We start from the raw sequence: 16,019 nt of genomic DNA, 5'->3' as shown, positions 1-16,019 counted from the left end.
TTTTTCCTCCTACTAAATTTTTCTCTTCTTACCTTTAATATAATATAAACCATCCTTATCCCACATGTCCTCTATAGTAAAGTATTTGTTAAACATTTGTAAATTACTCTTTTTTGAATTATTTTTAAACAAATTATTATCCTTAATTACTATTTCTTTTGTTATATCCTCAGGAAGTAAAACATTTATTTTACAGTTAAACATTTTATTGTACCCTTTATCAAAATCCCATATGTATAGAACTCCATCATCTTTTAAGTATTGACTTATACCTTTAAATAAATCATTTTTTTCTCTCCTTTTAAATAAAGAATTTATAGTAAAAAATAATACACAATTATCATAATGATTTTCTTTTATATCCTTTTCATTTCTCTTTCCATCTATATAATCTAACTCATCGTATTCTGGCCCTCGTTTTATTAAGTTAAATATAGAGCCATAGTTACCACTTACTACGTCCAATACATCTCCCTCAATTTTTAATTCTCTTAAATCAAGCATAATTTCTTTGGTCAAAACCCTCACCTCCTTACATATTTTAATTCTTCTCAAAGTAAAAAAATCCTCTAAAATAGAGGATTTTTTTAGTTCTACTTAACATGATTGTTTTTTATCGCTTCATAATAATCTATCATAAAACCTGCTGTAGTTCTTTGAGCAGCTTTTAAAATAGTGGACGCTACAGCATAATATCTTTCTTCAACATTTTTGTTACTAATATTTTTTAAATAAGTATTATTAGCTAAAAAAGCATTGTTAATTATGTAGCTATCTAAGTCTTTATATCTAACAACTCCGCTATCCGCCATGAAAGCATAGTCATTTAATAATTTACTTATTATCCATAGTTCAAATTTTCTATGGTTTTTTAATAATTTATTATTAACATGCTGAGGGACTGTTACATCTTGAATTAAATGGCATGCAGCGCCTAAATAAAACATAGACTTTGGAATATCTCCTTCATTAATATAACCTATAGAAGTCTCGTAGTATTTTCTACACTCAGTTAAAGCATTAGAGAATCCATAAAGTCCTTTTCCTTTACTAAAGTGAAAAAAGTGATTAGAACTCTTAAAATCTTGATCCGCCCAAGTAGTTCCTTCGTTAATATAACCTATATATCCTTTAAAAAACTCATATTCTTCTTTATAGCCATCGTTCTTCAATACTTCTAAGGACTGTAAGGTTATAAACTTATGAACAGTGCAATAAGTTTTAAGAAATTTTTTCTTTAAAGGATTAACAGCATAAAATACTCCTCTTAAAGCACCACCATAGGTTTTTTCTATTTTATTATTTTCCATTTAATAATTTCTCCTTTTTTGTTAAAAGTAACTATACTTCTATATATTATAGTGTTTTTTTTTATAAAATTATACATTAATTATTCAACTTTTTAAATAGCTATATATAAATATTTAAATTAGTTTTCCGGAAACAGTTCCCATAACTGGTCTCATTTACTCCTTATAATATTCTAAATTTTCTTATATAATAGAATAAAAATAAATTGGAGAGTGATTTGATGAATAAGAAAGTTATAACTTTAACAATTCTACTGTTATTAAGCTCACCCTTTAAAGCTCGCGCAAATTCAAATCTAATAAATCACAATGTATTATGGGGCGATTCTCTATGGAAATTATCTTTAAAATATAATACCTCAGTAGATCAAATAATGAAAATTAATAAATTATCTTCTAATACTATTTATGCCGGACAAAAACTAATGGTACAGGATAATAGAATTACTTCTACTAAAGAAAGTGTTTCTAAGGTTAATTATACCGTTAAGTGGGGGGACAACCTTTGGTCCATTAGTAAGAACTATAATACAACCATGGAGGCTATAAGCAAGAGTAATTATATTAATAACAACAATATATCTCCTGGTCAAATACTAACTATTCCTGTGAATTCTAATGGAGTTGTATCTCCTCTTGGAATAACTATGTTAAAACCTAAAATAAATAACAATTACGGAGATATGTATGACTGGCAAAATGGCCGAAGATTATTTACAGTTGATACGGTAGGTACTCTCAAAGATTTAAAGTCAGGTATTACTTTTAAAATTAAATATTATGGAGGCTCAAATCACTCAGATGTAATTCCATTAACTAAATCAGATACTGACAACATAAAAAAAATCTTTCCAACTTGGACCTGGAGTAGTAGACCAATGATTTTAACTTTTACACAAGGAGGAAAATTATATCAAATGGCTGTTAGCATGTCTGGCATGCCTCACTCAACAACTAATATTTTCGATAATGGAGTAGATGGTCATTTCGATTTATATTTTTACAATAGTACAAGCCATAACACAGGACAAATTTCCCCCTCTCACCAATCAAATATAAGAATTGCAAATGGACAAACTCAATAAAGTTTTTTAGTTTTTAGATTTTTAGTTTCTTAGATACGGACAAAATTCCTCTAGAATTTTCATTATAGAAAGTCTAGAGGAATTTCTACATTATCTAGCAATCTAGTAATCTAAATATCTATTAATCTAATACTAGTAATATTAATAGCATTTTTAGAATATTAATTAATGTTAATAATATTAGGAGTTATAGTAGTGAAAAAAGATACTTTTTATAGAAATTCTTTTCTTTTAATTCTCTCAAATTTAATTACAGGAATTTTAGGCTTTACTTTTTCTATAATACTTTCTTTTAAATTAGGCCCTGAAGGAATAGGCTTATATGGACTTGTAATGCCTATATATAATCTTTTTATTTGTTTAATCTGCGGAGGTATGGTTACTGCTGTTTCAAAAGTCTCTGCGGAATATTGGGCAAGAAAAGATTTTGTAAGTTTAAAAAAAACTATACATATCACTTTATTATTTGACGTCATATGGTCTCTCATAGTTGTTACTTTAGTATTCTTAACTTCAAATTATATTAGTGTAAATATCATAAAAGATATTAGAGCCATAAATGCTGTGAAAATAATATGTCCTGCCATGTTATTTGTAGCTCTTTCTTCTATATTAAAGGGATATTTTTATGGCATATCAAAAATATCTATACCTGCCATAATAGATATTTTAGAAAAGGGTTTAAGAATTGTAGTTATAGTAACTTTAACTGTAGTTTTACCTTCTAAGGAAATTGGAAATACTGTAACCATTGCCTACATAGCCTTAGCTATAGGCGAACTTATAAGTCTATTATTTCTCTATATTTTTTATAAAATTAGCTCTAGTAAAAAACACTTTCTCGCTAGAGGTTCTGAAGGAAGAGCTCAGTTATTATTTAACGTATTAATAGTTTCAATTCCACTATCTATTAACGGATTTTTATCTACAGGATTATCTACTGTTTCTGCCCTTATAATACCTCGAAGGTTAATGTCTTCAGGGATAGATTATAGCTCCGCTCTTTCTTTAATAGGTAAGTTATCTGGCATGAGTATGAGTGTGGTTTTTTTTCCTATGGTAGTTATTAATTCAATTTCTATTATATTAATTCCTGACTTGTCCCAAAGTCTAATTACTAAAAATAGTTGGGAAGCAGAAGATAGAATCAAAAATGTTTTTAGAATTAGTTTTATCTTAGGACTTTCTACATTAATAATATGTTCAACTATCCCTAAAGAATTAGGCATGCTTATATTTAAAAGAAGTGATTTATCTAATTTTATACTTTTAGCTTCTTTTACAGCTCCCTTTGTTTATACCTCTGCTACCACCTTTGGAGTATTAAATGGTTTAGGAAAACAAGGAGTTTTATTGAAAAACTCTTTGATAGTTTCAGTATTAGAAATTATTTCATTATATATATTAGTAGGAATTACTAAGATTAATATATATGGATATGGAATTACTGTTGTAATAACTGCAGTTATTACCCTTATTTTAAATTTTTCAGAGATTAATAAAAAGCTACATTTAGAAATTGATGCAAGTAGTATAACTATTATACTCTTAATATCTGTGCTTATGTATTTCATACTAAATGTATTAAAGAACTTACTCCCCACAAGCTTAGGGGTTCTCAAATATATAATAATAGTCTTTGTAGGATTTTCTCAATTATATATATGTAAGATTGTAACGGAAAAAAGTGAATAGAAATTTTCTATTCACTTTTTTCTTTACCTTATTCTTTTTAATAAGAAACTTGGCATTATTTTTTTAAATTTAGAAGGTATATGATTTAAATCTTCCTCACTAATTCCTCCTGTAAGAACTAATGAAAACACATAAGCATAAGCTCCTACCATTATAGATATAATGGTAGCTATTGCATTTTTCGTGTATCCACTTTCTATGAATTTAAGTGCAGTTAAGAGTACTTTAAGTGTTCCATACACCACTGTGCTCATAAATAAGGATGATATAAGTGGTTTTATTGAAGTTCTAAATAACCTTACCTTTACTTTTAATGTTTTTCGTATCATCATATTATTTAACAATATTGGTATTATGTATCCAATTATACTTCCATATACAGCACCTAATATATTAATTTCTGGAATTGCAATAAGATAATAATTAGCTGCTATTTTAAATATTATTCCAATAATTGAATAGATTGTTGCTGTATAAAGCTTACCTACGCTTTGTAATATAGTTGTTTGAATCTGCATTATTGACATAAGTACTAGCACAATAGAGCCATAAAGCATTAAGAAAGCCCCTTCTCCAAACTTTAACATATAAAAGATTTCTTTGCTTAAAAGAGCTAGTCCAAATGCGGAAGGAATTGCTACTAAGAAACATATTCTAAATGCATACATTATTTTGTCTCTTACTGCTTTTCTATCATTTAATATGGCTGCACTAGCAATAGCAGGTAAAATAGCCACTGCAAGAGAAGTAACTATGGCAATAGGAACATTTATAAGTTGTTGATACTTTACTAAATATCCATAAAGAGTAGATGCATATGCATCAGGAAGTCCTCCTGCCATAAGCCTTGCCTTTGTATTACCTACATCTATTAAGTTACCCGCGTAGGTCATTCCCACTGCAATTGTTATTGGTATGCCGTAACCAGCAATCTTTTTCATTATTTCTTCTGTAGAATATCTTTCCACCTCTAACTCATTATATCCTTTAGGTACCTTAATTTTTTTATGCCTTTCATAATAAATCATTAAATAAGCCGCTGAAAAAAATGCACCTAGTGATGTACCTATTGTACCCCCTGCACACCCTGCTTCTACTCCATATTTAATAAGAATAGATGCAAACACTAGCGAAAAAATTGTATTTGCTATTTGTTCTATAACTTGAGAAACTGCTGTTGGTACCATATTACCCCATCCTTGAAAATACCCTCTATAAGATGAAGCTATAGAGGTAAATAATATGGCTGGAGATAGGGCCAATATAGATAAATATGCCTTTTCATAATGAACTAATTTAGACAAAGGTTTTGCAAATATAATCATCATTACAGTCATAAATATTCCAATTATCATAAGAAAAAATCTAGATATTTTAAAACTCTTTAATGCATCTTTATAATTTCTAATTGCCGTAAGCTCTGAGATAAGCTTTGATATAGCAACAGGAATACCAGAATTTGTAATTACAAATATAAATACATAAACTGAATAAGCAGCTCCATATATGCCATAACCTTCATCTGTTATTATTCCTTTTAAAAAAGGTATATATAGCAAAGATAAAACCTTTACCATCATACCTGCGGCGGACAACACCGCAAACCCTTTAGTGGTCCCTCTGTCACTCATTTTTATTCTCCTTAATTAAAACTTAAATACATCATTTTTTATTTTCTTTAGAACTGGTGGAAGAGCAGCTGCTATAGTTTTATTTTCCATATACTCAAGCTTTTCTGGACAATCTTTAAATATCAATTTATATGCGTACAAAAACTGATAATCCACTCCATATTTATTAACAAAGAAACTATTAACTTTAGAATTTCCATACTTACTATCTCCTAGAATAGGATTTCCTAAAAAGCTTAAATGAGCTCTTATTTGGTGGCTTCTTCCTGTAATTAGCTCAATTTCTAATAGAGAATATATACCACAGGTTTGTATTGTCTTTACATCCATTGATATTTTTTTCATATCTTTTTTACTAGTCAAGGAAACCTGTGATAGGTTTTTACCCTCATCCTTTGAAATATAAGCTTCATACTTCCCATCTTTAATTCTTCCCGATACTAAAGCTAGATAATATTTTTTTACTTTTCTTTCTCTAATCATTTCATTTAATGCCTTTAGAGCTTCATAATTTTTCCCAAATATAACTATTCCAGAAGTGTTCCTATCTAATCTATTACAGGATGCTGGCGTAAATGTCACTTCATTTTCTGGAGTGTAATCTCCCTTATTAAATAAATATGTTAGAACGTAATCCGTTAAAGTAGGGTTTCCTCCTTTAGTATCAGAATGCACTAATACTCCAGGCCATTTTTCTACTATTACCATATTATCATCTTCATAAGTTATTTTGATTTTTCCTGAATCTTCTACCTTAATAAAATTAATTTTTCTATCTGTTTTAGATACTACTTCTCTAACTTCAACTATATCTCCTATTTGAAGAGAATATTTTTCTTTTAAACTTTTACCATTTACTTTAACGTCGCCTTTTCTAATACTTTTATATATAAGGCTTAACGGAACGTCCTTTAACCATTTTCTTAAAAACTTATCCAATCTTTGTCCTGCTTCATTTGCTCCTATTTCTATTTTCATATAAACACTCCTTGTTCTTTATTATCTATTATCTAAAAAATCCTGTGCTGCTTGACAATGCAATGCCACTCCGAGCATCATGCTATCTTCATCTATGTCAAATAGATTACTATGAGCCGCATGAATAATTCCTTTCTCTTCATTTCTAACACCTAAGTAATAAAACACAGCTGGTCTTTCCATAGCAAAATACGCAAAACTCTCAACTCCCATGCTCGGGTTACTTAGATGAATTATGTCATCTCTATTTATCACTTTAGAAGCGCTATTTAAAAATGAATCATACATGCCTTCATCATTGTATAGGCATGGGTAACTTTCTTCCACCTCTATTATACACTGCCCTCTTAGTGATTTAACCATACCCTCTACAATTTCCTTAAATCTTTTAATAACATATTTTCGATGTTCCACTGTCATAGTTCTTATTATCCCTGTAATCTCAACCTCTTCCGGAATAATATTTTGAGCTGTTCCTCCATGGAAAGTTCCTATGGTAATCACTGCAGGCTGGGTTGGTGGTAATTCTCTGCTAATTATGCTTTGAAGGTTCAAGATTACACTACTGCCAATGAAAATTGGATCGACAGAATCCTGAGGCCTAGCTCCATGAGCACCCTTTCCTTTAATTTTTATTATAAAAGGATTTGAGGCAGCATTTACAACTCCTTTTTTTATACCTATTTTCCCAGAGAGTATATTTTCATCTACATGCAATCCAATTATTCCATCCACATATGGATTTTCTAAAACACTCTCTTTTATCATAACTTTGGCTCCACCAGTGGTTTCTTCAGCGGGCTCAAAGAATAATTTAACGTTTCCTTTTAGGTTTTCTTTATATTTATTCAATATAAAAGCAGTTCCCATAAGAATTGAAGCATGGGCATCATGACCGCAAGCATGCATCATACCTTGAATTTTCGAGGCATAGGAAGAGGTTTTTTTATCCTCTATAGGGAGGGCATCTATATCTGCTCTTATTCCAATGGTTTTACTTCCATTTCCTTTGATAAAAGCACATATACCCGTTTTGGCTGTTTCATAATATTCAATTCCATTTTCCCTCAAAAATTTTTTTATTATACTTGAAGTATTCACCTCTTCATATCCTAATTCAGGATGCATATGGAACTCTCTTCTCCAATAAACCAGATTATCTTTTATACTTAAAGCTTCCCCATAGAAATTCATACTAATTCTCCCATCTAGCTTCTATATTATCTCCCTGGCTTAATTTGCTATGATACTCCGCGTTTTCTCCGTTTAATTTCAACCTTAAAGTACCCTGTACCCTTGTTAAGTCTATATCTATATAATCAAATATATCTACAAATACATAGTTTTCTTTTCCTTTTAACAATATCTTTTCTCCATTAGCTATAACTTCTATTTCATTATAAAGCTTTTCTTCGCTAACTCCTTTTTCCTTATTATCTTCTCTTTTGATTCTATATATTCTATCCCCTTCTTTTATTACGTAATTCTCTCTTAATAAATTACTTTTTATATAATAGTCATATCCATCTTCTCCAAAGTACTTTATAAAATCTCCCAAGGTAGTTAAATTAATTATTTGAACCTCATCTCCATCTTTAATCTCTTCCTCAGGAGTAACTCTATCTCCATTTATTAAACACAGGGGTTCCATAGTATTTAGTATATTATCTAAATAAAAGGTTGTTGAATATAATTCATTTATGTATTCCATAATTTTAGGCGAGGCATCTGTACCTTCCTTAGCAAATTCAATTATTATATGTTGACCTTCCTTTATTTCACTATCTATACTTTCTTTTCTGCCATCTATAAAGACCTCTGCATTCTTAGCAAGAGCTCCAAAGGCAACTCTTTTTATACCATTTAACATAAATCTAATATTTTTCCCATTCTTGGCCATAAGCATTTTAGGATTTATTCCTGCCTGCATAATCACATCCATTACCGTGTGTTTATGAGAATTAAATAGACTAACTACATTTCCATTTAATACAACATTTATAAAATCATATCCTAATTCCTTAATAGCAACTAAAGCTATTCCAAGTACTGTTACTCCTATGCTGCCTAAATCATTATTCTTACATACGCAATTAGGCACCTCTTCTCTTCCCCTTATTCCTATTCTTTGAAGTGGTATACCTAGTTTTGTCGCTAAAGCTTCTTTAACACCTGGTGTATGAGCTCCTCCTCCAACTAAGAATATGGCATTTGGAGCTTTGTCACCGTTTAGTTCCAGTATCTTTTCTCCTATTTCTTCTGCAAGTCTTTTTACCATAGGTTCAATTATTTTAATTAATTCTGCTGACTCTATTTCATTTTCCATGCCTAAAATATCTGTATACTTTATAATATTGTTATCTTTTATGGACTTCTTTATAGCTTCTGCACCATTAAAATCAATTAAGCAATTTTGAGCTATCACCTCAGTGATTTCATCTCCTGCCACAGAAACCATTCCATAGGCCACAATGCTATCCTTACTACTAATTGCTATATCTGAAGTTCCAGCTCCAATATCTACTAAAGCTAAATTTAATAACCTTAAATTTTTAGGTATAGCTGCTTCAATAGCTGCTATAGGTTCTAATGTTAAGCTTATAATTTCTAGTTTAACATTATTCATCACTGAATAAAGGCTATCAATTACTACTCTTGGAAGAAAAGTAGATATTACTTCTACTCCCACTTTATTACCCTTTTGTGAAAGTAAATTTCCGATGACGTATCCATTTAAATAATAATTCACCACACTATATGCTACACAGTATAGTTTGCTATCCAAATCATCCACTAGTAGTTCTTCTGCTTTTCTTACTGCTGTAAGCTCTAAGCTCCTTATTATATCCTTGTCTACTTCTCTATTTTCTTCTATTGTAATTTCAACTTTAGTTTTTATGGTTTTTAAAAATCTTCCTGCAGCGGCTATTGCTACTTTTTCTAATTTAATATTAGCCCTTTCCTCTAATTCTTGCTTAACTTTATTTACTGCATTGGAAACAAGCGTGATGTCTTGTATTTGTCCATCAATCATAGCTCTTTCCTCATGCTCTACATAAACCTCGTCTATAATATATAGCTTCTTGTCTTTTGCAACACCTATTACTCCCAAAACAGACTTAGTCCCAATATCCAAAGCAAATATCACATCTTTTGGATTTATATTTGCAAATTCCATAACTTTCTCCTTCTTCATTACAATTTAAAAGCTCATATTCTTAGAATATGAGCTTATTATTTTAAATTATATACCAATTTTTTTATTTATTCAACAAACTATTCCAAAACCTTCATTACCCCTGAATTTACTTTTATGTATGGCAAATGCTTAATAACAGCACAAACATATTTTAAATTGGGTTCTTTCCTTTTGTTTAATTCGTCTAATGATATTTCTTTAAAATACAGCATATTGCACCAAAAGTCTACAAAATCCTGTTTTCCAACAAAAAAGCAATCCGCATTATCTTTAACAACAAATCCTTCACTGCACTTTTCAGTAATGTAAAAATCCTTAATAGTATTTTTAGAAATTATCTCTTCTACATCATTCCACATTTTTTTAAAAGCTACCATATTTTTACCTCCTAATTTTCTACCAACTCATGAATAGCTTATTAGATATAGTATAACACATAGACTAAATAAATCAATTATTTCAAATATATATATCATATATAGCATCATTTTAATGTAGTATGCTCAGTCTAAAATTATTCATTCACTTTGACCTTGTAATAATTCTTTTTAAGGTTTAAAATGTTAATAACTTTAAATTAATTTTGCAAGGAGAAGTTGCTATGGAATACGTTAAGAATTTTAATGTTCGTAATGAAAGAAATTTAACTATGTTAGTAGATTTTTACGAATTAACCATGGGTAATGGATACTTTTTAAATGGTATTGAAAATAAAATAGCATATTTCGATATGTTTTTCAGAAGAGTACCCGATGGTGGTGGATACTGCATTGTAGCTGGTCTTCAACAACTTATTGAATATCTAAATAATCTATCTTTTTCTAAAGAAGATATAGATTATCTTAGAAACAAGAATATTTTTTCCGAGGAGTTTTTAAATTATTTAAAAAACTTTAAGTTTTGTTGCGACGTTTGGGCCATACCAGAAGGAACTCCAGTATTTCCAAATGAGCCGTTGGTTACCGTTAGAGGGCCTATAATTCAAGCACAATTTCTTGAAACTATGATTCTTTTATCTATAAATCACCAAACCTTGATTGCAACTAAGGCAAATAGGATTTGTAATGCTGCCGATGGTAGACCTGTTATGGAATTCGGTTCCAGAAGAGCTCAAGGTTATGACGGAGCAATTTACGGAGCTCGCGCTGCTATAATTGGAGGATGTAATTCTACAGCTTGCACTATCGCAGAGCAAATGTTTGGAGTACCTGCTGCTGGTACAATGGCTCATAGCTGGGTTCAGCTTTTCCCTACGGAATATGATGCCTTTAAAACCTGGGCTGAGGTTTATCCAGATAACTGCGTTTTATTATTAGATACATATAATGTGCTAAAATCCGGTCTGCCTAATGCTATAAAAATCTTTAATGAAGTGTTACAGCCTAAAGGACATAGACCTAAGGGAATAAGACTTGATAGCGGAGATATAACCTATCTTTCACAAAAATGTAGAGAGGTTTTAGACGAAGCAGGATATGAGGATGTTAAAATAATTGTATCAAATTCCTTAGACGAATATATTATTAGATCTGTATTGCGTCAGGGAGCTAAAATCGACGGCTTTGGAGTTGGGGAACGATTAATCACTGCAAGATCAGAACCAGTTTTTGGAGGGGTTTATAAACTAGTTGCTGTAGAAGAAGATGAAAAAATTATTTCTAAAATTAAAATAAGCGAAAATGAAGAAAAAATAACAAATCCAGGTTTTAAAAAAGTTTATAGAATTTTTGATAAAGAGACAAACAAGGCCATTGCAGATTTAATCACTTTAGAAGATGAAGTAATAGACGAAAGTAAATCCTTAACTTTATTTGACCCAGTTTTTACATGGAAAAAGAAAAAAATTAAGAACTTTTATGTTAAAGAGTTAATGGTTCAAATATTTGATAAAGGTAAGCTAATATATGATTCACCTTCTGTGATAGAAATTAGTAAAGTAGTGGATGAAGAGTGTAAAAAGCTATGGCATGAAGTATTAAGATTTGAGAATCCACATAATTATTATGTAGATTTATCATTAAAGCTTTGGTCTTTAAAACATAATTTAATAAATCAATACTCAAACATATACAACGAAGAAGAGTAAAAGGGCATAATTTGCCCTTTTATTTTTTATTAAAAATATTCACTTTGCCTTTCTATATAAGAATTTTTTATAAACTTTAAATCTATATCATCCAGAGCACTATCATAGTACTCCATTTTTTCTACATTATAGGCTTGTACCGTTTTAAATGGACATAATCCATTGTTATCTTTATAGTTAAATAATGCACAATCTGCGAAGCACTCTACCTTATCTTCGTGGGAAGATAAGAAAGGACATTCCGTCATAGAACACAACCCCTTCCCCTAGCATAATATTATAAGTATTTGTTACCCCTATTATACATTAGACTGTAAAAAAAATGAATATATTTTTTTGATTATTCATTAAATTTTTACGATTTAATTTATTGATGTTTAATATGAATAAATTTAGCTTTTAATCTAAAAATAAATACATATAAAAAATAGATTAAGAGGTGATTACCTATGAATTTAACTAGAACATCCATTTCATATTTTTTCCTTATTATAGGATTAGTAGCTATTGCTTTTTACGCTTATTTTAAAGTATTATCTATAAAGTCCTCCCCTAATAGCTCAAGTCGTGACAAAATAATTGGTAAGATGAAGGATGTAGATACTTGGTCAGAAAAAAACAAACGGATGGAGTATGTTTCTTTATTTTGGGCTATTGTTTCCATAGCTATATTCGCCTTTGTAAAATATTTTTACACTGCTCCCCTAGTATCCATTTTTTTCCCCTTCATCTATATAGCTTTAATAGTAGCATCTTCTATGATGTTTATGCCTAAAAAAAGAGTTTTTAAATAAGGAGATAAAAAATAGATGATAGAAATAAATAATTTTAAAAGTCAATTTATAATCTATCATCTATTCTCTATTCTCTATTCTCTAATTAAATCTACAAAAGTCTTAATTATTTGCGCAGTAATACCCCAAATGACATACCCATTAAACTGATAAAAATATTGCTCTATGGAACTACTACTAAATTTATAATTTTTGCCATTACTTATTAAATGGTAAGGGAAATCTTCTGGAAACTGAGGTAACATTTTAATTCTATAAGCCTCTGGTTCATTTTCCATAAAGTATTTAAGTGGCACCATAAATATATGGTCTACTTCATCTTCATTTGGATAAATATCTATTTCATTTATGATCGCAACAAATGGATATATAACTCTATTATAAGGAGTAACTAAATAATCCATTTCACCAATCAATTGAAAGTCCTTTTTAGTTATATTAAGTTCCTCTATAGCTTCTCTTATAGCAGCCTCCCTTTCACTCTCTCCTTTTTCAATTCTACCACCTGGCAAGGATATGTCTCCAGGCTGATGTTTAAGGCTTAAGGCTCTTACTTGGAATACAATAGATGGATTCTCCTTATTATTTGTTAGGAAAATTACCACTGAACTTTTTTCATGGTTTCCCATTATTCTTCCCCTTCTATTTGAAAAAAACGCTTCAATATTATTTATCACACTTTCACCACCAATAACATATGTTTCAAGTTATATTATAGCAAATTATTTGTAAAATTATTATCTCCATGTTATACTTTAATGGATAAATTATTAGAATAAAAACTTAAAGAAATTGGAGAGATGAACTTTGAAAAAGAGATGTACCTCATTATTATTAACAATTGTATTAGTTTTTTCCACTTTCACCTCTGTGTTAGCAGCGGAGACTCAACCTAGCATTTACGGAAAAGCCGCAATTACTATTGATGTGGATACGAAGGAAATTATATATGCAAAATCTATAGACAGCACTATGTATCCCGCGAGTACTACAAAATTACTAACCGCGCTATTACTTGCAGAGAAATTTAATAAAGGGGACGCTCTTAACTATACCCCATCTGCAAAAACGCAACCTGAATACTCTTTAAATGTAAACTTACATTCTATTGACGTTGGCGAAACCATGTCCGCTGAAGACGTAATGGATGGACTTCTTTTATATTCAGGTAACGATATAGCCTATATGATTGCTGATAATGTATCAGGTAGTAGTAAAGCCTTTTCTGACGCTATGAATAACAAAATTAAAAGCCTTGGATTAAAGAATACTAATTTTATAACTCCAAATGGACTTCATGACAACAATCATTACACTACAGCTTATGATTTAACTGTAATAGGAAGAGAAGCTTTTAAGAATCCTTGGGTTAAAGAATCCTCAGGTAAAAAAACAAGCACTATAAAGACATCAAAAGGCACAACTTTTATTATAGAAAACAGAAATAAGCAGCTTGGTAGTATAGGAAATATAGGTGGTAAAACAGGGTACACTTCTAAGGCTGGAAGATGCCTTGTAGCAATGTTTGAAAGAGATGGTAGAAAAATCATTGGTGTTGTATTAAACTCTGTTTATGATGCTGAAGATTCCTTTGTATTTTCAGATATGGAAAAAATCATAAATTGGAGCTTTGATGCTAAAAAATCGCCTCTTCATTCAAAGGATACTTCAATGGGTAAGGAAAAACTTTCCTACAAACCTCTGCTTTTCTTTGGGCCTACTAAAGAAATTGAAGTTCCTTTAACCTTAAAAGAGGATATATCATATTATGAAAATGAAGTAAATAAAAAAGAAATTAAAGAAGAAATAAAATTAAATAAAATAAATCCTTGGAAACTAAAGGAAGATACTCCTGTAGGAACTCTAATTCTAAAAGAAAGAGAAGCTACTAAAGAATATAACTTATATACTAATATTTCAAAAGCCTCTTTAATAAAAAGCAATATACTATTATATATAGCCTCTTTTATTGGATTAATTCTGATTCTCTTACTGATAGTATTCATAATTAGAATAATTTCTAGAGGTGGCGGAAGAGGAAGAAAAAGAAAATCTAAATATATATAAAAACAAGAGAGTAAAGTACTCTCTTGTTTTTTATATTTTATAGGCTATACTTTTCTAATATTTCTTTTATAAACTCTCCATTTTCATAGAACAATTCTCCATCTGCAAATATTTTTCCGCCATTTCTCATATTGCATAGCATATCCCAATGAATGGTACTTCTATTTTTACCACCAGCTTCAGGCATAGAATCACCTATAGCCATATGAATTGTTCCTCCAATTTTTTCATCAAAGAGCATATTTCTTGTAAATTTTTGTATTCCATAATTTGTACCAATAGCTACCTCTCCAAAATAGCATGCTCCTTCATCGGTAGAAAGTATAGTTTTTAATAAATCTTCTCCCTTTTCCGCTGTAGCTTCTACTACTTTACCTTTTTCTACTATCAACTTTATTCCTTCAATCTCTTTACCTGCATAAATTCCTGGGAAACTAAAAGTTATGTGTCCATTAATTCCATCCTCTACAGGGGAAGTGAATATTTCTCCATCTGGGAAGTTTACTTTTCCATCACAGTTAATCCATTTTCTTCCCTCTATATTTACTTTAATATCCGTTCCTTCTGATATTATGTGTAGTTCTTTTTTTGTATCTAAATAATTTATCCATCTTTCCTGCTCTTTACTAACTCTTTTCCATTCCTTTACTGGATCATCAAAATCTAAAAGCCCTGCTCCATACACAAAGTCTTCATATTCTTCTAAACTCATAGAACCCTCTTGAGCATCGGAATGGGTTGGGAATTGTGTTCCACACCATCTTAAAGAGCCATCTCCCATTTTTTCTGAGTATATTTTTCTCCAGCTAGCAGATCCTTTCGATGAGGACTTTATCTTATCAGAATCTATATTGGAATTTATTTTGGTATTTACCCCTCCCCAGGCAGTAAGCCAAACATCTGCTTTTTCCATAGCATGCTTTTGAATAAGCTTTTCCTGTTCTAATTGCTCCTTTGAAGCATACTTCAATTTAATATTACTAACTTCTTCAGAATCTATTAAAGTCTCTACATGCGCTCCTGCTTTTAATGCCTCTTTAACCACTTCTTTCATCCAAGGTACACAAACTGAATCACATTGAACTAGGACAAAATCCCCCGGTTTTACTTCTGTTGAATAGTTAACCAGTAATTTAGCTAACTTATTTAATCTCATATCTGCCATTTCTATTCC

At 30.2% G+C, this 16,019-nt stretch carries 15 protein-coding genes; 5 read left to right on the top strand and 10 right to left on the bottom strand.

Annotation, left to right across the window (positions count from 1 at the left end; all coding sequences use genetic code 11):
- Nucleotides 1-12 precede the first annotated feature (12 nt).
- Both ABDZ69_RS06460 and ABDZ69_RS06455 read right to left on the bottom strand, forming a co-directional pair.
- Complete coding sequence (locus ABDZ69_RS06460; protein ID WP_343767913.1) at nucleotides 13-519, bottom strand: class I SAM-dependent methyltransferase; 507 nt, start codon at nucleotides 517-519, stop codon at nucleotides 13-15.
- A gap of 74 nt (nucleotides 520-593) precedes the next feature.
- Nucleotides 594-1,310: a zinc dependent phospholipase C family protein gene (locus ABDZ69_RS06455; RefSeq protein WP_343767911.1), complete on the bottom strand. Its 717-nt coding sequence runs from the start codon at nucleotides 1,308-1,310 to the stop codon at nucleotides 594-596.
- 221 nt (nucleotides 1,311-1,531) lie between these two features.
- Here ABDZ69_RS06455 and ABDZ69_RS06450 point away from each other — a divergent pair, with 221 nt between their 5' ends.
- Nucleotides 1,532-2,395: a LysM peptidoglycan-binding domain-containing protein gene (locus ABDZ69_RS06450; protein ID WP_343767909.1), complete on the top strand. Its 864-nt coding sequence runs from the start codon at nucleotides 1,532-1,534 to the stop codon at nucleotides 2,393-2,395.
- Between the two features lie 189 nt (nucleotides 2,396-2,584).
- Nucleotides 2,585-4,090, top strand: a complete 1,506-nt coding sequence (spoVB, locus tag ABDZ69_RS06445; protein ID WP_343769601.1) for a stage V sporulation protein B — start codon at nucleotides 2,585-2,587, stop codon at nucleotides 4,088-4,090.
- A gap of 23 nt (nucleotides 4,091-4,113) precedes the next feature.
- Here spoVB and ABDZ69_RS06440 read toward each other — a convergent pair whose 3' ends face one another.
- The 5 genes from ABDZ69_RS06440 to ABDZ69_RS06420 all read right to left on the bottom strand — a co-directional run bounded on the left by ABDZ69_RS06440 (nucleotide 4,114) and on the right by ABDZ69_RS06420 (nucleotide 10,275).
- The gene (locus ABDZ69_RS06440; protein WP_343767907.1) at nucleotides 4,114-5,721 is read right to left on the bottom strand and encodes a putative polysaccharide biosynthesis protein; all 1,608 of its coding nucleotides are present in this window, start codon (nucleotides 5,719-5,721) and stop codon (nucleotides 4,114-4,116) included.
- A gap of 15 nt (nucleotides 5,722-5,736) precedes the next feature.
- Nucleotides 5,737-6,699, bottom strand: coding sequence for an RluA family pseudouridine synthase (locus tag ABDZ69_RS06435; RefSeq protein ID WP_343767905.1), 963 nt, complete (start codon nucleotides 6,697-6,699; stop codon nucleotides 5,737-5,739).
- A gap of 21 nt (nucleotides 6,700-6,720) precedes the next feature.
- The gene (locus ABDZ69_RS06430; protein ID WP_343767903.1) at nucleotides 6,721-7,893 is read right to left on the bottom strand and encodes a M20 metallopeptidase family protein; all 1,173 of its coding nucleotides are present in this window, start codon (nucleotides 7,891-7,893) and stop codon (nucleotides 6,721-6,723) included.
- Nucleotide 7,894: 1 nt separating this feature from the next.
- Nucleotides 7,895-9,877: a cell division protein FtsA gene (locus ABDZ69_RS06425; RefSeq protein ID WP_343767901.1), complete on the bottom strand. Its 1,983-nt coding sequence runs from the start codon at nucleotides 9,875-9,877 to the stop codon at nucleotides 7,895-7,897.
- Between the two features lie 98 nt (nucleotides 9,878-9,975).
- On the bottom strand, nucleotides 9,976-10,275 hold the full coding sequence (locus ABDZ69_RS06420; RefSeq protein ID WP_343767899.1) for a hypothetical protein: 300 nt from the start codon (nucleotides 10,273-10,275) through the stop codon (nucleotides 9,976-9,978).
- A gap of 224 nt (nucleotides 10,276-10,499) precedes the next feature.
- On the opposite strand from ABDZ69_RS06420, the gene ABDZ69_RS06415 reads away from it, so the two are divergent.
- On the top strand, nucleotides 10,500-11,984 hold the full coding sequence (locus tag ABDZ69_RS06415) for a nicotinate phosphoribosyltransferase (protein WP_343767897.1): 1,485 nt from the start codon (nucleotides 10,500-10,502) through the stop codon (nucleotides 11,982-11,984).
- A 29-nt stretch (nucleotides 11,985-12,013) separates the two neighbouring features.
- On the opposite strand, the gene ABDZ69_RS06410 is transcribed toward ABDZ69_RS06415, so the two are convergent.
- Nucleotides 12,014-12,232, bottom strand: coding sequence for a hypothetical protein (locus ABDZ69_RS06410; protein ID WP_343767895.1), 219 nt, complete (start codon nucleotides 12,230-12,232; stop codon nucleotides 12,014-12,016).
- A gap of 201 nt (nucleotides 12,233-12,433) precedes the next feature.
- On the opposite strand from ABDZ69_RS06410, the gene ABDZ69_RS06405 reads away from it, so the two are divergent.
- Nucleotides 12,434-12,778, top strand: coding sequence for a hypothetical protein (locus tag ABDZ69_RS06405; protein ID WP_343767893.1), 345 nt, complete (start codon nucleotides 12,434-12,436; stop codon nucleotides 12,776-12,778).
- A gap of 74 nt (nucleotides 12,779-12,852) precedes the next feature.
- On the opposite strand, the gene ABDZ69_RS06400 is transcribed toward ABDZ69_RS06405, so the two are convergent.
- Nucleotides 12,853-13,452 (bottom strand): NUDIX hydrolase, encoded by a 600-nt coding sequence (locus ABDZ69_RS06400; protein ID WP_343769600.1) that lies wholly within the window; start codon nucleotides 13,450-13,452, stop codon nucleotides 12,853-12,855.
- A gap of 133 nt (nucleotides 13,453-13,585) precedes the next feature.
- Between ABDZ69_RS06400 and ABDZ69_RS06395 the strand changes: the two genes are divergently transcribed.
- Nucleotides 13,586-14,845 carry a serine hydrolase gene (locus ABDZ69_RS06395; protein WP_343767891.1) on the top strand — a complete coding sequence of 420 codons (1,260 nt, stop codon included), beginning with the start codon at nucleotides 13,586-13,588 and terminating at the stop codon, nucleotides 14,843-14,845.
- Between the two features lie 37 nt (nucleotides 14,846-14,882).
- Here ABDZ69_RS06395 and ABDZ69_RS06390 read toward each other — a convergent pair whose 3' ends face one another.
- The gene (locus ABDZ69_RS06390) at nucleotides 14,883-16,010 is read right to left on the bottom strand and encodes an aminopeptidase (protein WP_343767889.1); all 1,128 of its coding nucleotides are present in this window, start codon (nucleotides 16,008-16,010) and stop codon (nucleotides 14,883-14,885) included.
- Nucleotides 16,011-16,019 lie beyond the last annotated feature (9 nt).

Origin of the sequence: Clostridium malenominatum, from assembly GCF_039521365.1 — a bacterium.
Classification (GTDB): Bacteria; Bacillota; Clostridia; order Clostridiales; family Clostridiaceae; genus Clostridium_AW; species Clostridium_AW malenominatum.
This window is presented reverse-complemented; position numbering and strand designations above follow the sequence as displayed.